The following is a 20757-nucleotide window of genomic DNA, read 5'->3' as shown; positions in this document are numbered from 1 at the left end:
CAGGAGCGGAGCACCTATGGAAAGCAACCTCGTCAAGTACACCCCCGCCGGACACCGGTCATTTTTCGACGAGAGCCAAGTCCCCCTCTACTACAGCCGCAAGACGGCCGACATCCTCCACAAGTACGGGCCCGGCCCCCGCGTCCACTTCCACGTGGGGCTCTTCGACCCGGGCGCGACACCCGACACCACGGTCCCGCAGCCGGTCCTCAAGGGCCGCATCGTGGAAGCCCAGGAGGCGATGCTCGACCACGCCGCCCGCACCTGGGGCGCCCACGCCCGCCCGCCGGCCAGCGTCCTCGACATCGGCTGCGGCGTCGGCGGGGGCTCCCTGTACTGGGCGCAGGAATTCGGCGCGAGGGTCACCGGAATCACCGTCGCGGCCGAACACATACCCCTCATCGAGGAGTTCGCCCGCCAGGGCGGGGTGGCCGACCGGGTCACCCCGCTCCTCGCGGACGTCCACGACTTCGTGCCCCGGCACACCTTCGACGCCGCCTACGCCTGCGAGAGCTCCGGCTACATGGACCGCGAGCGGCTCTTCCAGGTCGTGGCCGGGGCGCTGAACCCCGGCGGCTGGTTCGGCATCCAGGAGCACTTCGTCCGCCGTCCGGAGTGGACGGAGTTCATCGACGACTACTACAAGACCCGCCTCGGCACCCTCACCGAGTACGTCACCGCCGCCGAGGCCGCCGGCTTCGCACTGGAACGGTGCGAGGACGTCACCGACCGGGTCACCGAGTTCTGGGTGCAGTCGATGGCCTGGAACACCGCCGAACTCGACCGGATCGACGCCGCGGGCCGCCCCGGCGCCTGGACGCGCGAGCGCCTCCTGGAATCCACGGTCACCCACGGCAAGCTCTTCCGGATCTGGCGCGACCACGCCATGGAGACCCGGCTGCTGCTGTTCCGCCTGACCGGGGGGCGCTGACCATGGCACCCGTACACACCGCACTGGACCGCCCCTCACGCATAGGATGGCGCCTCCCGCCGTTCTACTGCCCCTTCGCACGCGACCTCCTCCACCCCCGCGCCGCCGAGATCGAGGCGCGCTGCGTCGAGTGGATCGACACCCACGGCATCTACGCCGACGCCACCGAGCGCGCCTGGGGCCTGGCCACCCGCGCGGCCGACCTCGCCGCCCGCACCGTGCCCTTCGGGGACACGGAAGCGCTCGTCCTGTACGCCGAATGGCTCTACTGGGCGTTCGCCGCCGACGACTGGCACGACTCGGGATCCGCCTCGGCCGGCGCCGCGGCCGTGGCCGAACACGGCGCCCGTCTGGCCCGCACCGTCGAGGTCCCCGGCCCCGCCCTGCTGCCGCCGGGGCCGCGCACCGCCGCCCTGGAGGACCTGGCCTCCCGGACCCGGGCCCTGCTGGGACCGGGGCAGCTGCGCCGCGTCGCCCACGGCATCCGGGAGTGGACGTCCGGAGCCGCCTGGGAGGCCGCCGGCGCCGAGCGGGGCGTCATGCCCTCCCTGGACCAGTTCGCCGCCGCGCGGCTCTGCAGCCTGGGCACCCGTTTCCTGCTCACCTGGTGTGACGTGGCGAACGGCGTCGAGGTACCCGCCGACGTGCTGTACTCCGCCCCGGTCCGCGCCCTGACGGAGGCGGCCGGGTTCGTCGTCGGCTGTGACAACGACGTCTTCTCGTACAACAAGGAGGACCACCACGTCCCGTGGGAGCAGAACGTGGTCAACGTCCTGGCCCGGCAGCACGGCTGTACGCCGGCCGAGGCGCTGCCGGCGGTGTTCGCGCTGCGGGACCGGACGCTGGCCCTGTTCGTCCGCCTGCGGGACCGGCTGGCCGTGCGGGGCGACGACCTGCTCCGCCGCCACCTGGTGACCGTAGAGCACTGGATCGCGGGCAACATCGCCTACCAGAGCCGGGCGCCCCGCTACGCCAGCCCCCGCAACCGCAACCCGCTCCCCGTGGCGGGAGCCTCGTACGACATCACCTACGCGGACGTGCCCTGCGACCCGAGCCCCGAGCCGCCGCCGGTACCGGCCCTCGCCTGGTGGTGGCGGCAGCTCGACGCCTGAGACGGGACCCGGGGGTCAGGACCGGCCCAGCAGACGCCGCCACCAGGAAGGACGGGCCGCCGGCCGGGTCCCCGCGCCCGTCCCGCCCGTCGGGGGGACCGGCCGGACGGGCGCGGGCGCGGGCCCGGTCCCCTTCACCCCGCGCGGGGAGAACCGCACCGGCAGGGCGACCACGTGACGGGTCATCAGGGAGGACACCCACTCCAGCTCCCCCTCGGCGACCCCCAGCTCCAGATCGGGCAGCCGCGCCAGCAGGGTGTCGATTCCGGTGTCGGCGATGGCCCGCCCGATGTCCTGGCCGGGGCACTCGTGGGGCCCGCTGCTGAACGCCAGGTGGGAGCGGTTGCCGTGCATCGGTTCGGCCGGGTCGGGGCGGACCTCCGGATCGCGGTTGCCCGCTCCGGGGCTGATCAGCAGCATGTCGCCGGCCTTGATCCGGGCCCCGGCCAGTTCCGTGTCGCCGGCCGCCCAGCGGCCGATGACCGTCATCAGCGGCGGCTCGTTCCACAGCACCTGCTCCAGGGCGTCGGGCAGCGTCATCTGGCCGCCCGACAGGTTCGCCCGGAAGCGGGCGTCGGTGAGCACCAGGCGCAGGGTGTTCGCGATCAGATTGGCGGTGGTCTCGAACCCCGCGATCAGGACGAGCCTGAGGTGTTCCACCGCCTCCTCGTCGGTGAACCGCGCCTCGTGCTCCAGGACCCAGCTGGTGAAGTCCCGGCCCGGCGAGCGGCGCTTGCGGGCCACCAGCTCCTGGAGGGTGGCCGTCATGAACCCGTTGCTCGCCAGAGCCGTCTCGGTCCCGCGGATCACGTCGCGCGCCGCCTCGACCAGGCGCGGCCCGTAGGACTCCGGGGCGCCCACCAGCTGGGTCATGACCAGCATCGGCAGCGGCTCGGCGAAGTCGGCGACGAGGTCGCAGCGCCCGGTCTCGACGAAGGAGTCGATCAGCTGGTCCGCGAAGCGCTTGACGTAGCGGCGCACACCGCGGCGGTCGAAGCGCTCCACGGAATCGGTGATCGCCCCGCGCAGCCGCTCGTGCTCGGCGCCCTCCACCATGTGGCACACCGGCTGCCAGGCGGTCATGGGCGACAGCGGGTGATCCGCGGGGACGTTGCCCTCCCTGCGCTCCCGCCACTTGCGGGGGTCCCGGGAGAAACGGGACGGCGTCCGGGCCACGTCCAGGTTCTCGCGGTGCCCCAGGACCAGCCAGGCCGGCAGGTCGCCGTGGACCAGGACGGGAGCCACCGCGCCGTACTCGGCGCGCAGCTTCTCGTACAGGCCGAGCGGGTCGGCTTCGGCCTCCGGTCCGTACAGCCGGTGCGCGGGGCAGCCGGGGGACGGGAAGGGACGGGGCGGGGTGGTGCTCACGAGGCCTCCGGTGTCACGGCGAGCGAGTGCAGGTAGTGCATCAGCGTCATCAGGACGTCACGGCTGGAATCGCGCCGGCGGGCGTCACAGGCGACGAGGGGGACGGAGCGCGGCAGGTCGAGGGCGTCGCGCAGCTCGTCCAGGGGGTGCAGGGGCGCGTCCGGGAAGGTGTTCACGGCGACCACGAACGGCACGCCGCGCTCCTCCAGCCGGCCGATCACATCGAAGCTGACCTCCAGCCGGCGGGTGTCGACGAGGACCACCGCGCCCAGCGCCCCTTCGAACAGGCCGTTCCACAGGAACCAGAACCGCTGCTGGCCCGGGGTCCCGAAGAGGTACAGCACCAGCTCCTCGTTGATGCTGATCCGGCCGAAGTCCATGGCCACCGTGGTCGAGCTCTTGCGCTCCACGCCCGCCGTGTCGTCGACCCCGATCCCGGCCCGGGTCATGGTCTCCTCGGTGGTGAGCGGCCGGATCTCGCTGACCGAGCCGACCAGGGTCGTCTTGCCGACCCCGAATCCGCCCACGATCACCACCTTGACGGCGGCGGCCGCCGTCGCCGGCAGGACGTCCTCCTGCCGGGGCCCGACGACGTGCTCAGAGCTTTCGAAGTCCATCGATCACCGCCTCAATCAGTGCCACGTCGGGGAGCCGGGCTGGGGGAACGGGCGCGCGGGACACGACCCGCTTGGCCGTGAGGAGGTCGCCGAGGAGCACGGTGACCACGCTCACCGGCAGACCCAGGTACGCGGAGATCTCGGCCACCGAGAGCGGCGACTGGCACAGCCGCACGATGGCCGCGTGCTCCGGCTGCATGCCGGGCCGGGGCCCCGACGTGGCGACGATCAGCGTCACCAGGTCGAGGCCGGTACGGTCCAGCGGTACGCTGCGGCCGCCCGTGATGACGTAGAGCCGTTCCGGGCTGCCGTCTTCCCAGCTTGTGTCGCCAGGGTCGCTCACGCGGTCTGCCTGTCGCTGCGCGGCGGGCTGCTGAGGTGCTCTCCGATCCGCGCGACGAGGTCCCGCATGCGCTGCCCCATCAGCCCGGCGTCCACGCCCTCGTCGGCCAGCACCGCGAGGTAGGCCCCGGCGCCCGCCGCCATCAGGTAGAAGAACCCGCCGTCCATCTCGATCACGACCAGTCTCATCCGCCCGTCGCCGTGCGGGAGTTCGGAGGCGACCGCTCCCGCCAGGCTCTGGAGGCCGGCACAGGCCGCCGCGAGCCGGTCCGCGGTGTCGGTCTCCGCGCCGTACTGGGCCATCCGGAGCCCGTCGGCGGACAGGACGATGACGTGCCGGGTCTGCGGGACGCCCTCCGCCAGGTCCTTGAGCATCCAGTCCATGTTGGCCTGCAGCTGACTCACGGCTGTTCTCCCTCGCTCGCCGGAGCCGGCGCGGTGTTCGTGTTCTGGTTTTCCGCCGGGTGGCCCTCGGTGGGCCGGGCGTCACCCGACAGGCCGCTCTGGAAGGCGGCGAGCCACATACCGGGCTGGGCCTCGGCCCGTTCCGGAGCGGCGGTGGTGCTCTGTTCCACGACGACCGGCTCGGCCGGCGCGGTGACACGGGCCCGCCGTCGCCGCTGTGGCAGGCCGTTCGCGGTCCGCTCGGTGACGACCGGCCAGTCGTCGTCCTCGTCCGCCGGGAGCGCCTGCGGCCCGGTGAACCGGCGCTGCTGCTGCGGCGGCAGGCCCGGCGGCTCCGCGGTGAGCTCCGACGGGCGGGCCGGCCGGGGACCCGAGGAGGCGCCGATGCCGTGCGCGAGGCCGCTCGACGCCGTGACGGTGGTGATCAGCTCCTGCGGGACGATCAGCACCGCCCGCACGCCCCCGTACGCGGACGAGCGCAGCGAGACCCGGAAGCCGTACGCCTGCGCCAGCCGGCCGACGACGGCGAGGCCCAGCCGCGGCGTCTCGCCCAGGTCGGTGAGGTCGATCCCCTCCTGCGCCTGGCGCAGCATCCGCTCGGCCCGCTTGCGGGCCTCCTCGCTCATGCTCAGGCCGCCGTCCTCGATCTCGATGGCGATGCCCGAGTTCACCTCGACCGCCGTGAGGTGGACCCTGGTCTGCGGCGGGGAGTAGCGGGTGGCGTTGTCCAGCAGCTCGGCCAGCGCGTGGATGAGCGGCTCGACGGCCGGGCCGACGACGGCCACCTGGGTCACCGAGTGCAGCTCCACGCGCTGGTAGTCGATGATCCGGGACATGGCGCCGCGCAGCACGCTGTACAGCGGCACGGACTTGCTCCACTGGCGGCCGGGCCGCGCGCCGCCGAGCACGGCGATGGAGTCGGCGAGCCGGCCGATCAGCGCGGTGCCGTGGTCGAGCCGGAGCAGGTCCCCGAAGACGGCCGGGTTGCGCCCGTGCCGGTCCTCCATCTCCCGCAGCTCCTGCGCCTGTTGGTGCACGATCGCCTGGACGCGGCGGGCGATGTTGACGAAGGCCCGCTGCGCGGAGTCGCGCAGGTCCTCCTCGGCGACCACCGCGTCGAGCACGGACCGCAGCACCGCCTGGTGGGCGGCCCTGAACTCCGGTTGCAGCCCGGGCTGGTGGACCTCGTCCTCCTCCAGGGTGGCGAGCACGTCCTCGGGGAACTCGCCCTTGCGCAGCCGTCTCACGATGTCGGGCAGCAGTACCTCGGCCAGCCACGCCGTCTCCGTCTGCTGGAGCGCCAGGGCGTCCTGCTGCTGCGCCACCGCGGCCCGCATCTCCGCGAGCGCCCGCCCGCGCCGCGCCGCCTCGGCGCAGGACAGCGCGACGGCGACACAGGCGGCGGCGCCGATCCAGATGACGGAGGCGCGGGCAGGGGCGGGTACCAGGACCGCGGCCGCCGCGGATATCACCGCGGTCGCCAGGGCGGGGAGCGTCCAGGCGACGGACGGGGCCGGGCGTGGACTGCCGGGCGAATCCTCTCGAACCATCAGAACCCTCAAACGATCGGAGCCGGGAGATCTCGTATAACAGGCCGGGATCCTAGTCGTTCCGTACACGTCCGTTGACTGAAGGTCACGATGTAGACAAGCCAAGGGAGTTGGCTTGGCCGAAACCCGATGTATTCCGCCGTTCCGGCCCCACCGCCGCCCCGGACCTGCTAAGCGGGCCGTTCCGCTTCCGGCCGGCCGCCGCGCCCCGCCCCCGGCCGGGCCTTCGGCCGCGCCCCCGCCGGTTCCTCCGCCTGTGCCTCCCGCCCGTTCCCCCGCCCGCGCCTCCCGCCGGGCGCCGAGCGACAATGGGGTGGTGCCGTACCTGGCGGTGACCGCCCTCAGCCATGCAGGTCTGGTCCGCGAGCACAACGAGGACAGCCTCGTCGTCGGACCGTGGACGCTCTGCGCCACCGTGACCGACAGCCCCCAGACGTTCGTCTTCCCGCTCGGCCGGCCCCTGGTCGTCGCCGTCGCCGACGGTCTCGGCGGACAGCCGGCCGGAGAGGTCGCCAGCGCGCTCGTCGCCCGGCGGCTCTCCGCCCTCGGCCCCACCCTGAACGGCCCGGACACCCTCCGTGACGCCCTGGACGTCTGCGACTACGAGGTGGACGCGGCCGCCGAGGGCCGCCCCGAGCTGTTCACCATGGCCACCACCGTCGCCGGCGTCCTCGTCCTGGGGAAGTCGCTGCTGGTGTTCAATGTCGGCGACAGCCGCGTCTACGCCGCCGGACCGGACGGCCTGCGCCAGGTCAGCGTGGACGACAGCCCGCCACCGCCCCCCGGGCAGCGCACCACCTCCGCCGTCACCCAGACCCTCGGGGGAAGCCGCGCCTCCGGCAGTCCCGCACCCCACGTGAGCAGGCACCCGCTCGCCGGCGGCGACCGGTACCTGGTGTGCAGCGACGGGCTCACCGACCCCCTCCCCGACGAGGAGATCGACGCCGTCCTGCGGGTCCACGACGACGCCCGGGCCGCCTTCGAACTGTGGAAGGCCGCCATCGAGGCCGGCGGTCCCGACAACATCACCCTCGCCCTGGTGCGGGCCGGGGCCTGACGGCGGGAGGGCCCCGGCATGCCCGTACACGTCGGAACCTCGGGATGGCAGTACCGGGACTGGCGCGGCCGCTTCTACCCGGAGGGCCTGCCGCAGCGGCTCTGGCTGGAGGAGTACGCCCGCGGCTTCGCCACCGTCGAGAACAACAACGCCTTCTACCGGCTGCCGGAGACCGCCGTCTTCGCCTCCTGGCGCGAGCGCACCCCCGAGGACTTCGTGATGGCCGTCAAGGCCAGCCGCTACCTGACGCACGTCAAACGCCTGCGCGATCCCGCCGAGCCGGTCCACCGGCTGCTGGAGCGCGCCGCCGGCCTCGGCCCCCGCCTCGGACCCGTCCTGCTGCAACTGCCCCCCACCCTCCGGGCGGACCCCGCCCTCCTCGACGCCTGCCTGGACCGGTTCCCCGACACCGTCCGGGTGGCCGTCGAGCCCCGCCACCCCTCGTGGTGGGAGGCCGGGACGGAGCTGCGGGCGGTCCTGGAGGGCCACGGCTGCGCCCTGTGCTGGGCCGACCGCTGGTCACGTCCGGTGACGCCGCTGTGGCGGACCGCGTCCTGGGGCTACGTACGCCTCCACGCCGGCGCCGCGAGCCCTCCGCCCCGCTACGGCCGCCAGGCCCTGGACTCCTGGGCCCGGCGGATCGCCGACGCCTGGCCGGACCGGGACGACGTCTACGTCTACTTCAACAACGACCCGGGCGGCGCGGCCGTCGCCGACGCCGCCGTCTTCGCCCGCGCCGCCACCGCACACGGCCGCACCACGACCCGCACCCCCTAGGATCAGGCGCACGACTCCGGGGAGGGGCCGACCGAAGGGCAGGAGAACGCAGTGCCGAACAACGGGCAGAACGCCGTGCCGAACGCCGTGCCGGAGGAAAGCGCCGAACTGTCCACCCCGCTGATCGCCGACGCCTGCGTCCGCACCGGCGTACCGCTGCGCGTCGCACCACCCGGTGTCTCCGCCGTCGTCCCCGCCGGCCGCCGCATCGCCGGCCGCGCCCTGCCCGTTCGGCACTACGGCAGCGTGGACGTCTTCCTGGAGGCCTTCGCCGGGGCGGAGCCCGGCGACGTCCTCGTGATCGACAACGGCGGCCGCACCGACGAGGCCTGCGTCGGCGATCTGGCCGTCCTGGAGGCGCGGGCGGCGGGCATCGCCGGGCTGGTGGTGTGGGGACTGCACCGCGACACCCCGGAGCTGGCCGCCATCGGCCTCCCGGTCTTCAGCTACGGCAGCTGCCCGGCCGGCCCCGTACGGCTCGACGACCGCGAGCCCGACGCCCTGACCAGCGCCCGCGTCGGGGAGCACCTGGTGGACGGCGGGGACCTCGTGTTCGGCGACGACGACGGCGTCCTCTTCGTCCCCGCCGCGCGCGCCGAGGAGGTCCTGGCGGCGGCCCGCCGCATCCACGCGACCGAACGCGAACAGGCCCGCCGCATCCGCGCCGGCGAGACCCTCCGCGACCAGACCTCCTTCGCCGACTACCTGGCCCGCCGCTCCGCCGACCCCGCGTACACCTTCCGTACGCACCTGCGGCGGATCGGCGGGGCGATCGAGGAATGACCCGGCGGAGCTGACCGGGAAGGCCGGGCGCTGTAGGCTCCGGGGACCGCCCTTGACCCGCGGGACGCGGGCAGGGAGCAGACATTCCGGGAGAATCCTCATGCTTCGCACGATGTTCAAGTCCAAGATCCACCGGGCTACCGTCACCCAGGCCGACCTGCACTACGTCGGTTCCGTGACCATCGACGCCGACCTGCTCGACGCCGCCGACCTGCTGCCGGGGGAGCTCGTCCACATCGTGGACATCACCAACGGCGCGCGGCTGGAGACGTACGTCATCGAGGGGGAGCGCGGGTCCGGGGTCATCGGGATCAACGGGGCCGCCGCGCACCTCGTGCACCCGGGGGACCTGGTCATCCTGATCAGCTACGCGCAGGTCGAGGACGCCGAGGCGCGGACGCTCACGCCGCGCGTCGTCCACGTCGACGGGGACAACAGGATCATCGAACTGGGGGCGGACCCGTCCGCTCCCGTGCCGGGAACGGACCAGGAGCGCAGCCCCCACGCGGTGGCTGTCTGAGGGGAGTCGGGGACCATGGCGATCGAGCTGCTGGACGAGCGCAAGGCGGGGCGGCTGCTGGCCGTCGAGGACGACGCGGTGGTGGGCTTCATCGCCTACTTCGTGCTGGAGGAGCCGCCGCACGCGCTGGTGGCCGTGCACACGGTCGTCGAGCCGGGGCACCAGGGGCGGGGGATCGCCGGGGACCTGGTGGACCGCTTCTACCGGATCGCCGAGGCGGAAGGCGTCCCCGTCGTGCCGCTGTGCCCCTATGCGGCGCGGTGGGCGGCCAGGCACCCCGAGCAGGCGCCCGTGGCGCCGGCCGCGGTCGTGGACGCGGCGGTCGCGCAGCTGGACCGGGACGCCGACCTCTGGTGACCTCGGCGGAGCTGACGCTCCTGCACACGTCACCGGTGCACGTGCCCGTTTTCGACGCGCTGCGCGACGAGCGGCACCCGGGGGCCGTGCTGCGGCACCTCGTGGTGCCGCGGCTGCTCGACCGGGCCAGGGAGAGCGGGCCGCGGTCGGTGGCGGACGAGGTGCTCGGCGTGCTGGCCGGGGTCCGCGGGCCCGTGCTCGTCACCTGCTCGACGGTGGGCGCGGTCGCCGAGTCGCTCGGGCCCCGGCTCGGCGTGCCCGTGCTGCGGGTGGACCGGCCCATGGCCGCCGAGGCGGTCAGGAGGGGGCCCCGGGTCGTCGTGCTGGCCGCGCTCGCGTCGACCGTCGGGCCCACGGAGGAGCTGCTGGCCGAGGAGGCCGGCAGCCGGGCCGTGCGGGTCCGCAGCGAGGTCGTCGAAGGGGCCTGGCAGCGGTTCGAGGCAGGGGACGCCGACAGGTACGCGGGGCTGGTGGCCCGGGCGGCGGACCGGGTCGCCGATGCCGACGTCATCGTGCTGGCCCAGGCCTCCATGGCCGGGGCGGCCCGCCTCGCACGGACGCGGGTGCCCGTCCTGTCCAGCCCCGCACCGGGCCTGGCGGCCGCGCTGCTCGGGGGGCGTACGGGCTGAGTTCGGGGGAAGGTGGGGTCTATGGTGCGAAACGCAGAGCAGACGCAGCCTCCGGTCCCCGAGCCCGACCCGGTGCCCCCGCCGACCCCCCCGAACCCCCCGCTCCCGGATCCCGACCCCGGGCCGGTGCCCCGGCCCGTGCCGCCCGTCCCGGCGCCGGTCCCCGAACCCGACCCCGTGCCCCCGCCGCCCGGCCCCGCCCCGATCCCGCAGCCGGGCCCGTTGAGCTGACGCCAACTGCCGTGCCGGAACGGCTGGTTGTCGCCCTTGTCAGGACATCGGGGCGCCGTTAGGTTGTGCGGTTCCTGATGTCTTCCAGGGGGGCTCCCATGGGTGTACGGGGCCGGCACCGCCGGTATCAGCCGAGCAGCATCAACCGGGCCTCGCTCGTCGTCACCGCAGGTGGCGCCGGTATCGCGCTCCCCCTCATCGGCGCCGGGGACGCCCAGGCGGCCACCGTGGACACCTGGAACAAGGTCGCCGCCTGCGAGTCGACCGGCAACTGGCAGACCAACACCGGCAACGGCTACTACGGCGGGCTCCAGTTCAGCCAGAGCACCTGGCGGGCGTTCGGCGGCACCGCCTACGCCCCGCGTGCCGACCTCGCCACCAGGGACCAGCAGATCGCCGTCGCGGAGAAGGTGCTCAGGGGGCAGGGGCCCCACGCCTGGCCCGCCTGCGGCCCCCAGGCCGGGCTCAGCCGGAGCGCGGCCGCACCGGGCGTCGACACCAAGCCGCCCGCGAAGACCCCGGCGCCCTCCGCCGAGCCGCCGCGGACGCAGGCACCCATGGACCGGATCCAGCCGACGAAGGCCACCACCGGGGCCCCAGTCAGCATGCCCCGCCCGACCGGCACCACCGTCCTGCCGAACCCGTACGTCGTCGCGCCCGGGGACTCGCTGTCCGGCATCGCCTTCCGGCAGCACGTCGAGGGCGGCTGGCAGGCCCTGTACGAGACCAACCGGGAGACCATCGGCGGCAACCCGAACCTGATCTTCCCCGGCCAGCGGCTCACCCTCCGGGTCACCGGCGCGCCCCCCGCGCAGAACCCGGAGAAGCCGCCGCGCACCGCCGAGCCGGTCAAACCCGTCGAGCCGGCCGGGCGGCAGCAGGACGAAGCCAAGCCCCAGCCGGCCGCGAAGCCCGGTCCCGAGGCGTCCAAGCCCGCCGGCAAGCCCGGGTCCGAGCAGGCCGCCAAGCCCGCACAGCCCGCCAAGCCCGCCGAGAAACCGGCCTCAGCGCAGCAGAAGCCCGCCTCGGGAGGCTTCACCGCCCCCGTCGACGCCGGCCTCGGCACCGCGTACCACGTCGCGGGCTCCTCCTGGTCGAGCGGCTACCACACGGGCGTCGACTTCCCCGTGGCGACCGGTACCAGCATCAAGGCCGTCGGGCCGGGCACCGTCGAGTCCGCCGGCTGGGCCGGGGCCTACGGGTACCAGGTCGTCATCCGGCACGCCGACGGCCGCTACTCGCAGTACGCCCACCTGTCCGCGCTCGGTGTCAAGGCCGGCCAGCAGGTCTCCGGCGGCCAGCGGATCGGCCGCTCCGGCTCGACCGGCAACACCACCGGGCCCCACCTGCACTTCGAGATGCGCACCAGCCCCGCCTACGGCTCCGACATCGACCCGCTGAAGTACCTCCGCGGCAAGGGCGTCGCCATCTGAGAGCGCCGGCCCCCGCACGTGCGGCGGCACGGCCGTGAGCAGGACCAGGCCGGCCGCCGCCAGCACGCCGCACGCCAGCGCGCCCGCGGCCCCGGCGCTCCCGTAGCGGAACCCCTCCTCGAACAGGGCGACCCCCGCGGCGGCCGCCACCACCGGGTTCACCACCGTCACCGTGGCCAGCGGGGCCGTCAGCCCCGCGCCCCGGTAGGCGGCCTGCGACAGCAGCAGCCCGGACCCCGCCAGGACGGCGATCGCCCCCAGGTCGGGCCACAGGCCCCCCGGCGATCCCGGCGCGCCCGTGGCGAGGCCCTCGGCCACCGACTTCGTGAACACGGAGGCCATCCCGAAGGCCGTCCCGGCCGCCGCCGCCAGCAGCACGCCGCGCGGCGCCGGTTGCTCCCTCCGGCCCGCCGCCAGGGCCAGCGCCGCCACCGCCACCGCCGTCACCGTCAGCAGCAGACCGCGCTCACCGCCCTCCAGGGCCTGCCGTCCCCGCCCTTCCCCGCCCGTCAGCGCCAGCAGTCCGGCGAGGCCCACCGTCGCCGCCACCGCCCCGCGCCAGGCCGCCGTGCCCGCCCGGCGCCCCACGACGACGGCCGCCATCGGAAGGGCGAAGACGATGGTCAGCGCGCCGAGCGGCTGCACCAGGCTGAGCGGCCCGTACGCCAGCGCCACCACGTGCAGCAGCGCGCCCAGACAGTTCAGCGCGACCGCCGCCCACCAGCCCGGCCGGCGCAGCGGAGCCAGGGCGCGGTGGTCCCCGGAGTCCGCCGCGACGCGTTCCTGGACGATCGCACCGCCCGCGTACGCGACGGCCGACACCAGGCAGAGCAGAACCGACAGGGCCAGAGCACTCATCACCCCACCATGCCCGACCGGCGCCCGCCGATTCATCCGTCCACGGGCCCCTTGATCCGGGAGCGAGTCATCCTCCTGGCATACACCAGGGGGAGTACGCGCAAGCCGCACCCACGGGCACGAAGGGGCGAGATTCCTTCCATACCGTGACAGTCCCCTCGCGGTCGGTGAGGGGGCGGTGAACGGGTTTGGTCCCGGGCGTGTCGGCTCCGTACAGTTTCCGTTTTGGGGACTTCCGCAGCAGGCGGACGCGGACGAGCGAGCAAGGAACGGCAGCGGCCATGACGGTCACCGATACCGAAGACAACCAGGCATACGGGCCGGGCATCGACCCCGAGCGCCTCGCCGTCTGCCTCAGCGTGCTCGACGAACTCGACAAGATCGACGTCGACCACCCGGACGCCATCACGGTACGCCGCGCCACCGCCGGCATCTACCGGACGGTCAAGCAGCGCCGCCGCCAGGAGCGCCGCGCCGCCAAGACCGCCAACGACAAGGCCGTCACCGAGGCCACCGCGACCGGCTCCGCCGAGCGCATCGACGACGAGACCGAGGGCATCCTGCCCACCTCGGTCACCGAGGCCGGCCGGATCGCGGGAATACTCCAGCGTCCGCGCTCCTGCTACGTCTGCAAGACGCGCTACGTCGAGGTCGACTACTTCTACCACCAGCTCTGCCCGGCCTGCGCCGCCCACAACCGCGCCAAGCGCGAGGCCCGCGCCGACCTCTCCGGCAAGCGCGCGCTGCTCACCGGCGGCCGGGCCAAGATCGGCATGTACATCGCGCTGCGGCTGCTGCGCGACGGCGCGCACACCACGATCACCACCCGCTTCCCCAAGGACGCCATCCGCCGCTTCAAGGCGATGGAGGACTCGGCGGACTGGATGCACCGCCTGGAGGTCGTCGGCATCGACCTGCGCGACCCCGCCCAGGCCGTGGCGCTCGCCGAGCAGGTCTCCGCGGCCGGCCCGCTGGACATCCTGATCAACAACGCGACGCAGACCGTGCGCCGCCTGCCCACCGCGTACGCGGCGCTGGTCGAGGGCGAGAGCGCCCCGCTGCCGGCCGGCGAGCTCCCCGCCCACCACGTCATCGGCGCCTTCAACTCGGGCGCGGTCGACGGCCTGGCGGCGCTGCCCGTCGGCGTGAGCGGACTGGAGGCGCAGAAGGTCGCCGACCTCGCCCTGGTGGCCGGCAACGCCAGCCTGGAGCGGCACCTGGCCGGCACCGCCATCGACGCGGGCGGCCTGCTGCCCGACGTCGTCGAGACCAACACCTGGGTGCAGACCATCGACCAGATCTCCCCGGTCGAACTGCTCGAAACCCAGCTGTGCAACTACACCTCGCCGTTCATCCTGATCAGCGCCCTGCGACCGTCGATGGCCGAAGCCGCCCGCAAGGCGTCCAGCGGACGGGCGTACGTGGTCAACGTCTCGGCGATGGAAGGCGTGTTCAGCCGCGGCTACAAGGGTGCGGGGCACCCGAACACCAACGCGGCCAAGGCCGCGATGAACATGGTGACGCGGACCAGCGGCCAGGAGATGTTCCAGACCGACGGCATCCTCATGACCTCGGTCGACACCGGCTGGATCACCGACGAGCGCCCGCACTTCGACAAGCTGCGCCTGGCCGAGGAGGGCTTCCACGCGCCCCTCGACCTGGTCGACGGCGCGGCCCGGGTCTACGACCCGGTCGTCCGCGGCGAGGCCGGCGAGGACCTCTACGGGGTCTTCCTCAAGGACTACGCGCCCGCCAACTGGTAGCGGCGCCCACGGGCCGGCCCCCGTCCCCGCGTTCGGCGGGCCGGCCCCCGTCCCCGCGTTCGGCGGGCCGGGGGCCGGCCCGTCATCCTTTCGGACCAATCCCGCGGCAGAGCCGACGGGCCCCTCGCCGCGGCGGGTTCGAGCACCCGCGCCGGCGCCGGTCGCGGGCACCCCGACCGGGCCGTCGCCGCTCCGCCGGATCGTGCGCGCTCGCGCGCCGCCGCCTTCCCGAGCAGACCGACACCGGCGGACACGCCGGAAGGCGACCTCATGAACTCGCGGAGAAATCAAGCGGTCCAGCGTGGATTTTACCGTTCCATCGAGCGGCACCCCGCTCATATGTGTACCCTGAGGCGCAAGGATCCCCACCCGGGATCCGCTCCACCAAGGCGCCACCGCGTCCGGAAGACCTTTTAATTTCCCTATCCGGTATGCGGTCGAGCCTGCCGGGTTACGCGACACAAGGGAGTGCGCGGTGACTGAGACGACGAAGCCCAACCCGACCATGGAGCTGACGGGACGGGCGGCCCCCCGCTCCGACGAACTCGGCAGCCTGGAGGTCTGGGCCCGCTCCGCCCCCATCCGGCTGGCGGGCTACGAGGACGACCTCGCCGAGCCGCACATCCTGCCCGGCATCGACTAGGCCCGAACGAGCCCGGGCCGGACCCCGCCAGAGCCACCGGCCCACGGCACGCCCCACGCCCCCGCACCCCACGGTGACGGGGGCGCGGCACGACCGGCCGACCCGCCCGGAGGTTCCCGTTCCCGGTCAGCCCTCAGCGTCATCGCCGACAGCGATCACGGCTTCCTGCGCCCCGCCCGCCCGGGCAGGCTGACCGCCATGAAGAAGCTGCTGATGCTGGGCGGAACCGAATTCGTCGGCCGCGCGATCACCGAGGACGCCCTGCAACGGGGCTGGGAGGTCACGGTCTTCCACCGGGGCCGCCACGCACCGCCGGCCGGCGTCCGGACCGTCCGTGGCGACCGCACCGAGCCCGGCGGCCTCGCCGCCCTCGCCGAAGGCACCTGGGACTTCGTCGCCGACACCTGGAGCGGCGCCCCCACCGCCGTGCGCGACGCCGCCCGCCTCCTCGCCGGCCGCGCCGGCCACTACACCTACGTCTCCAGCCGCTCCGTGTACGCCTACCCCGCACCGGCCGGCCAGGCGGAGGACGGCCCCCTGGTCGAGGGCTCACCCGACGCCGGCGCCACCGCCTACGCCGAGGACAAGCGCGGCGGCGAGCTCGCGGCCCGGGCGGCCTTCGGCGACCGCGCCCTCCTGGTGCGGGCCGGCCTCATCCTCGGCCCGTACGAGAACGTCGGCCGGCTCCCCTGGTGGCTGGACCGCACCGCTCGCGGCGGCCCCACCCTCGCCCCCGGCCCCCGCGACCTGCCGATGCAGTACATCGACGTGCGCGACCTCGCGCACTGGACCCTTGACGCCGCCGAAGCCGGCCTCGGCGGCCCGTACGACGTGGTCTCCGCGCCCGGCCACACCACCACGGGAGCCTTCCTGGACGCCTGCGCCGCCGTCACCGGAGGCGCCGCCGAACTGCGCTGGACCGACCCGGAGCGCATCGCCGAGGCGGGCGTGGAGCCCTGGACCGAACTGCCCTGCTGGCTGCCCCCGGGCGAACTCCACGACCACATGTTCCGCAGCGACGTCGGCAAGGCCCTCGCCGCGGGCCTGAGGTGCCGCCCGGTCGAGGAGACCGTCGCCGACACCTGGGCCTGGCTCCGTTCGATCGGCGGGGTGGCACCGCTGCGACCGGACCGCTCGTCGAAGGGTCTCGACCCCGAGCGGGAGGCGGCGCTACTCGGGCTCGGCGGATGAGGCCCGGGCGATCCGGGTCGGCGGCAGGTACTCCCGTAGGAGCCTGCGGTGCCACCAGGCGCCCGTCTCGCGCAGTTCCCGCCAGGTGGTGAACCGGTAGCGGTACAGCCTGGCCCGCACGAAACGCGGCGGGGCGTCCGGGAACGGGTTGTGGCGCAGCAGCCGCAGCGTGTCCCGGTCGCCCGCCAGCAGCCGTTCGACGAACGGCCCGAACCAGTCCCGCGCATAGCCGGGGGAGAGGGCGGCGAACCACATCAGCCAGTCGAGCCGCAGGTGGTAGGGGGCGAACTGGCGCGGGACCCGCCGCAGGGCGCCGGGTTTGCCCTTGAACCCGTACTCCCGCCAGTCGCCGTCTTCCCGGGGGGTGGGGTCGGCGGTCCCCTCGACCACCACCTCGTCGCGGATCCGGCCCACCGTGCCGAACGCCCCGTAGGTGTTGACCAGGTGCAGGGAGTCGAAGGAGCGGTTCATCACCTGCCCCCGCGAGACCATGTTCAGCACCGGGTGGCGGCTGAGGACCAGCACCAGCACGGTCAGCGCGCACACCAGGACCACGTACCAGACCGGCGCCCCGCGCGAGGCGGCGGCGGGCGGCGGCCCGGCGAGCCCGGTGAAGTCGACGGCCGACAGGGCCACCGTGATCGTCAGCCAGTTCAGCCAGGCGAAGTTCCCCGAGAGCACCAGCCACAGCTGGGTGGCCACCATGATCCAGGCCGCGTACGAGGCCACCGGCTGCGGGGTGAACAGCAGGACGGGGACCGCCAGTTGCGTGACGTGGTTGGCGGCGCACTCCACGCGGTGCAGCGGCTTGGGCAGGTGGTGGAAGAACCAGCTCAGCGGGCCCGGCATCGGCTGGGTCTCGTGGTGGTAGTAGAGGCAGGTCAGCCGCCGCCAGCAGGCGTCCCCGCGCATCTTGATCAGCCCGGCCCCGAACTCCACCCGGAACAGCACCCAGCGCAGCAGCCACAGCACCAGCACCGGCGGGCCCACCCGCTCGTTGCCCAGGAAGACCGCGAGGAACCCCACCTCCAGCAGCAGCGACTCCCAGCCGAACGAGTACCAGGTCTGGCCGACGTTGACGATCGACAGGTAGAGCAGCCACAGCACCGCCCACATTCCCATCGCGGCGCCGAGCGGCACCAGGTCCCCGGCGCCCGCCGCGAGGGCCGCCGACAGCGCCGCACCCGCCCAGGCGCAGCCCGCGAAGAGCCCGTCGGAGTAGCGCAGTCGGAACAGGCTCGGGGCGTGCCGGAAGGGCACGTACCGCACGTAGCGCGGGACGGGGAGCATGCCGTGCGCGCCGATCAGCGCCCGGAACTGCAGGGCGGCCCCGGCGAAGGCGAAGAGGTAGACCCCCGCCAGGGCCCGCTGGAAGACCAGCCGGCCCAGCCAGTACCCGGGCGCCGTGAACCAGTCCATCGACTCCAGTATCAGGCGGCCGCCGCCAGCGCGCGCAGGCGGCGGCCGAGGAGGCGGGCGTAGGCGAGCTGGAGGACGGGGACGAGCGGGCCGGCGAGGCGGGTGTACCAGGCGGCGGGACGGCTGAAGGCCGTCACCTCGAACCACACGGTGCCGTCGTCGGCCAGTTCCACCAGGAAGGACTCCTCTCCGCTCTCGGGGTGCCCGCTGAGGGTGCCGTACGCGAAGCCCGCCAGGCCGGGGGAGTCCGGGGTCCAGACCACCTGGCACGGAACGCTGATCCGCAGCGGGCCGACGCCCAGGCCGATCTCCACCCGCACCCCCGGGGCGGCCGGTCCGTCCGCCCGGACGCTCGCCCCGGCGGCACGGTGCATCCGGAAGTCGCGGACCGCCGCGCCGGCGGCCTCGAACACCTTCCGGCCGTGTCCGATGCGGGTGCGGTGGTGCAGGTGGTGGTATCCGTCGGGCAGCGGCCCCCGGCGGGTGGCGCCGTGTTCGGGGTAGCTGAGGACGCGTCGGCCGGTGCTGATGAGGCGGCTCACGGGGGTCTCCGTTCGGATGGCTGTGTGCGGGGGTCAGGTGCGGGCGGGGGCCGGCCGGGCGTCCGGGGCCCGGCCGGCGCCGAGCCGCCGCCACGCCAGCAGGGAGCACAGGGCGAAGCCGAGCGCGTTGCCCAGGCCGTGGGTGGCGGCCATCCAGGTCAGGGTCGGGTGGACGATCCCGGTGGCCTCCCCGGCCGCCCACCACAGGGCGAGCAGCATGGTGGCCACCAGGACCGCCGCCGACGACGCCAGCAGCGCGCCGCTCGTCCGGTCAGGGGCGGCGGCCCGCAGCTCGCGCCAGGTCACCAGCGCCACCGTCCACATGCCCGCGGTCAGCACGACCGCGCCCAGCAGCTCGGCCCAGTCGTCCACGAAGTACCCGGCCAGTACCAGCAGGGTCCCCCCCGGGACGCTGTACGCCGCCCAGCGCGCCCGGTGGTCGCCGGACGCCGAACGGCATACCAGGCCGGCGACGAGAGCCGCCGTGAACCCGGCGAAGTGGAAGTGCGGGACGGTCAGGGCCAGGACGTCCAGGTCGAAGCCGAAGAGCCGGTACCCGGCCCGCTCGGCGACCAGCGCCACCGCGGCGACCGAGGGCGAGGCCAGGGCGGTCAGCACCGCCACCTCGGACGGTTCGGGGAGGCGGCGGCCCCCGGAGCGGCCGGGCCGGCGGCGCAGCCTGGCCCCCGCCGCGCCCAGCAGGGCCAGGGCGGCGGCCGCGTAGAGGGCGGCGAGCACGGTGGCGGCGGTTCCGCGCGGGAGCCACGGCGACAGCGCCCCCGGGGCGGCCGCCCACGGCCACAGCCGGGCCGCCGTTCCCAGCCGGGCCGGGTCGATCAGGCGCAGGCCGGCGGGGACGGCGTAGAGCATGCCCAGGGCGACGATCAGGTTCACGAGCACGGTCACGACCCACTCCTTTGAACATGTTCAAGGCTGTCGTCCGCCACCTTAAGACGTTTCTTGAACGCGTTCAATGCCCCCCTCGTGCGCATCTGCCGGAACTCCGGTTGCGGCCCTGCGGAGGATGCGTCAGACAAGAGGGGAGTAACCGGGGCGAAAAGGGAGATCCAGCGTGAACGACGTGAACGACGTGCCCGTACCGACACCCCGTCAGGCGTCGCGCCGTCATGTACCGGCGGGCGCCGCCGTCTTGGCACTGCTCGGGCTGATCGCCGCGGGCTGCGGCGCCCAGGAACCCGAGCAGACCAAGGGCGCGGCCGCCGAGAGCCAGGAGCTCACCCTCCAGCCCGTGGGCGCCGCCGGACCGGACCCCTTCACCGCCTCCACCTCCACGGCCGAGTCGGCGCCCGTACAGCCCCCGGTACCGAACCGCAGCGGCCAGGGCATCCGCACGGTCGGCGCCGCCACCCCCGGCCTGTACGGGGGGACCCACCGCCTCGGCAGCTGCGACGTCGAGCGCCAGGCGGCCTACCTCACCGCCGACGACGCCAAGGCCCGGGCCTTCGCGCAGGCCACGGGCGTCGAACAGGAGAAGATCCCCGAGTTCCTGCGGGGCCTGACCCCCGTGGTGCTGCGGGCCGACACCCGGATCACCAACCACGGCTTCCGCGACGGCCGCGCCGACGGCTACCAGTCCGTCCTCCAGGCCGGGACGGCCGTCCTCGTGGACGCCCACGGCATGCCGAGGGTCCGCTGCGGCTGCGGGAACCCGCTGGACGCACCTCGTTCCGCCAAGGGGAGCCCGGTGCTCAAGGGGGAGCAGTGGAACGGCTACCGGCCCAACCAGGTCATCGTCATCGAGCCGACGATCCAGCCGGTCAAGCGGCTCCTCATCGTCAACGTCGCCGACAACACCTGGATCGAGCGGAAGGCCGGTGACGACGGCGCCCAGGACAACGTCCCGAAGACACCGCCCCCCTACGACCCGGCCGAGGGCATCCCCGACGCGCCCCCGACCCCGCCGGACGACCCCTCCGACCCCTGCGCCACCACCGGGCCGGGCGGGCCGCCCCGCACCGTCCCGCAGAAGCCCCCCTCCGCACCCCCGTCCGGCCCCCCGCAGAACCTCCCCGAGACGGCCCCGCCCCTGGACCTCCCCGAGACGGCCCCGCCGCAGAACCTTCCCGAGACGGCCCCGCCCCTGGACCTCCCCGAGACGGCCCCGCCCCTCGACCCGGGCGCCGGCGCGCGGAGCCTGCCGGAGACGGCCCCGCCGCTCGACCCGGCCGGGCAGGCGGGCCCCGTCGGCACGCCCGCCGAGGGCGCCCC

General features: G+C 74.3%; 21 protein-coding genes and 1 pseudogene. 13 read left to right on the top strand and 9 right to left on the bottom strand.

Annotated features, from left to right (window positions below):
- Positions 1-16 precede the first annotated feature (16 nt).
- Both WDV06_RS26780 and WDV06_RS26775 read left to right on the top strand, forming a co-directional pair.
- Entirely contained in the window at positions 17-931 is a 915-nt protein-coding gene (locus WDV06_RS26780) for an SAM-dependent methyltransferase (RefSeq protein ID WP_395512346.1), read from the top strand.
- Between the two features lie 2 nt (positions 932-933).
- On the top strand, positions 934-2043 hold the full coding sequence (locus WDV06_RS26775; RefSeq protein WP_395512345.1) for a terpene synthase family protein: 1110 nt from the start codon (positions 934-936) through the stop codon (positions 2041-2043).
- Between the two features lie 15 nt (positions 2044-2058).
- Here WDV06_RS26775 and WDV06_RS26770 read toward each other — a convergent pair whose 3' ends face one another.
- The 5 genes from WDV06_RS26770 to WDV06_RS26750 are packed head-to-tail and all read right to left on the bottom strand — an operon-like array spanning position 2059 to position 6325.
- Complete coding sequence (locus WDV06_RS26770; RefSeq protein WP_395512344.1) at positions 2059-3411, bottom strand: cytochrome P450; 1353 nt, start codon at positions 3409-3411, stop codon at positions 2059-2061.
- Positions 3408-4028, bottom strand: coding sequence for a GTP-binding protein (locus WDV06_RS26765; RefSeq protein WP_395512343.1), 621 nt, complete (start codon positions 4026-4028; stop codon positions 3408-3410). The genes WDV06_RS26770 and WDV06_RS26765 overlap by 4 nt, the downstream gene beginning before the upstream one ends.
- Positions 4009-4371 carry a DUF742 domain-containing protein gene (locus tag WDV06_RS26760; RefSeq protein WP_395512342.1) on the bottom strand — a complete coding sequence of 121 codons (363 nt, stop codon included), beginning with the start codon at positions 4369-4371 and terminating at the stop codon, positions 4009-4011. Before WDV06_RS26760 ends, WDV06_RS26765 begins: the two co-directional genes overlap by 20 nt.
- Positions 4368-4754 carry a roadblock/LC7 domain-containing protein gene (locus WDV06_RS26755; protein ID WP_395512354.1) on the bottom strand — a complete coding sequence of 129 codons (387 nt, stop codon included), beginning with the start codon at positions 4752-4754 and terminating at the stop codon, positions 4368-4370. The genes WDV06_RS26760 and WDV06_RS26755 overlap by 4 nt, the downstream gene beginning before the upstream one ends.
- Positions 4755-4771: 17 nt before the next feature.
- Positions 4772-6325: a sensor histidine kinase gene (locus WDV06_RS26750; protein ID WP_395512341.1), complete on the bottom strand. Its 1554-nt coding sequence runs from the start codon at positions 6323-6325 to the stop codon at positions 4772-4774.
- Between the two features lie 316 nt (positions 6326-6641).
- Here WDV06_RS26750 and WDV06_RS26745 point away from each other — a divergent pair, with 316 nt between their 5' ends.
- From WDV06_RS26745 to WDV06_RS26715, 7 genes are all read left to right on the top strand, one after another.
- Complete coding sequence (locus tag WDV06_RS26745) at positions 6642-7382, top strand: PP2C family protein-serine/threonine phosphatase (RefSeq protein WP_395512340.1); 741 nt, start codon at positions 6642-6644, stop codon at positions 7380-7382.
- Positions 7383-7400: 18 nt separating this feature from the next.
- Positions 7401-8159 (top strand): DUF72 domain-containing protein, encoded by a 759-nt coding sequence (locus tag WDV06_RS26740; RefSeq protein ID WP_395512339.1) that lies wholly within the window; start codon positions 7401-7403, stop codon positions 8157-8159.
- 51 nt (positions 8160-8210) lie between these two features.
- Positions 8211-8942 (top strand): RraA family protein, encoded by a 732-nt coding sequence (locus WDV06_RS26735; protein ID WP_395512338.1) that lies wholly within the window; start codon positions 8211-8213, stop codon positions 8940-8942.
- A gap of 100 nt (positions 8943-9042) precedes the next feature.
- Complete coding sequence (gene panD, locus WDV06_RS26730) at positions 9043-9462, top strand: aspartate 1-decarboxylase (RefSeq protein WP_395512337.1); 420 nt, start codon at positions 9043-9045, stop codon at positions 9460-9462.
- Between the two features lie 15 nt (positions 9463-9477).
- Positions 9478-9819 (top strand): GNAT family N-acetyltransferase, encoded by a 342-nt coding sequence (locus WDV06_RS26725; RefSeq protein ID WP_395512336.1) that lies wholly within the window; start codon positions 9478-9480, stop codon positions 9817-9819.
- 35 nt (positions 9820-9854) lie between these two features.
- Complete coding sequence (locus WDV06_RS26720) at positions 9855-10448, top strand: aspartate/glutamate racemase family protein (protein WP_395512335.1); 594 nt, start codon at positions 9855-9857, stop codon at positions 10446-10448.
- A gap of 329 nt (positions 10449-10777) precedes the next feature.
- Complete coding sequence (locus WDV06_RS26715) at positions 10778-12112, top strand: transglycosylase family protein (RefSeq protein ID WP_395512334.1); 1335 nt, start codon at positions 10778-10780, stop codon at positions 12110-12112.
- A 69-nt stretch (positions 12113-12181) separates the two neighbouring features.
- On the opposite strand, the pseudogene WDV06_RS26710 reads toward WDV06_RS26715, so the two are convergent.
- Positions 12182-12970 (bottom strand): annotated as a pseudogene (locus WDV06_RS26710) (DMT family transporter); the annotation flags it as partial.
- Between the two features lie 281 nt (positions 12971-13251).
- On the opposite strand from WDV06_RS26710, the gene WDV06_RS26705 reads away from it, so the two are divergent.
- The 3 genes from WDV06_RS26705 to WDV06_RS26695 all read left to right on the top strand — a co-directional run bounded on the left by WDV06_RS26705 (position 13252) and on the right by WDV06_RS26695 (position 16567).
- Complete coding sequence (locus WDV06_RS26705; protein WP_395512333.1) at positions 13252-14733, top strand: SDR family NAD(P)-dependent oxidoreductase; 1482 nt, start codon at positions 13252-13254, stop codon at positions 14731-14733.
- A 475-nt stretch (positions 14734-15208) separates the two neighbouring features.
- The gene (locus WDV06_RS26700; RefSeq protein WP_395512355.1) at positions 15209-15376 is read left to right on the top strand and encodes a hypothetical protein; all 168 of its coding nucleotides are present in this window, start codon (positions 15209-15211) and stop codon (positions 15374-15376) included.
- 198 nt (positions 15377-15574) lie between these two features.
- Complete coding sequence (locus tag WDV06_RS26695) at positions 15575-16567, top strand: NAD-dependent epimerase/dehydratase family protein (protein WP_395512332.1); 993 nt, start codon at positions 15575-15577, stop codon at positions 16565-16567.
- On the opposite strand, the gene WDV06_RS26690 is transcribed toward WDV06_RS26695, so the two are convergent.
- From WDV06_RS26690 to WDV06_RS26680, 3 genes are read right to left on the bottom strand one after another with little or no spacing between them, the layout of a single operon-like run.
- Entirely contained in the window at positions 16547-17986 is a 1440-nt protein-coding gene (locus tag WDV06_RS26690; protein WP_395512331.1) for a lipase maturation factor family protein, read from the bottom strand. The two genes, WDV06_RS26695 and WDV06_RS26690, sit on opposite strands and share 21 nt — an antisense overlap.
- Before the next feature lie 11 nt (positions 17987-17997).
- On the bottom strand, positions 17998-18528 hold the full coding sequence (locus WDV06_RS26685) for a DUF1990 family protein (RefSeq protein ID WP_395512330.1): 531 nt from the start codon (positions 18526-18528) through the stop codon (positions 17998-18000).
- Between the two features lie 33 nt (positions 18529-18561).
- A complete protein-coding gene (locus tag WDV06_RS26680) occupies positions 18562-19434 on the bottom strand; it encodes a YndJ family protein (protein ID WP_395512329.1) in 873 nt (290 codons plus the stop codon).
- Between the two features lie 166 nt (positions 19435-19600).
- Between WDV06_RS26680 and WDV06_RS26675 the strand changes: the two genes are divergently transcribed.
- Positions 19601-20757 (top strand): DUF6777 domain-containing protein (locus WDV06_RS26675; RefSeq protein WP_395512328.1); only part of this gene is annotated, 1157 nt, incomplete at its 3' end.

It is taken from the genome of Streptomyces racemochromogenes, assembly GCF_044129415.1.
Lineage (GTDB): Bacteria > Actinomycetota > Actinomycetes > Streptomycetales > Streptomycetaceae > Streptomyces > Streptomyces racemochromogenes_A.
Note: the sequence above shows the minus strand (reverse complement) of the source record. Positions and strands in the feature narration are given on the sequence as shown.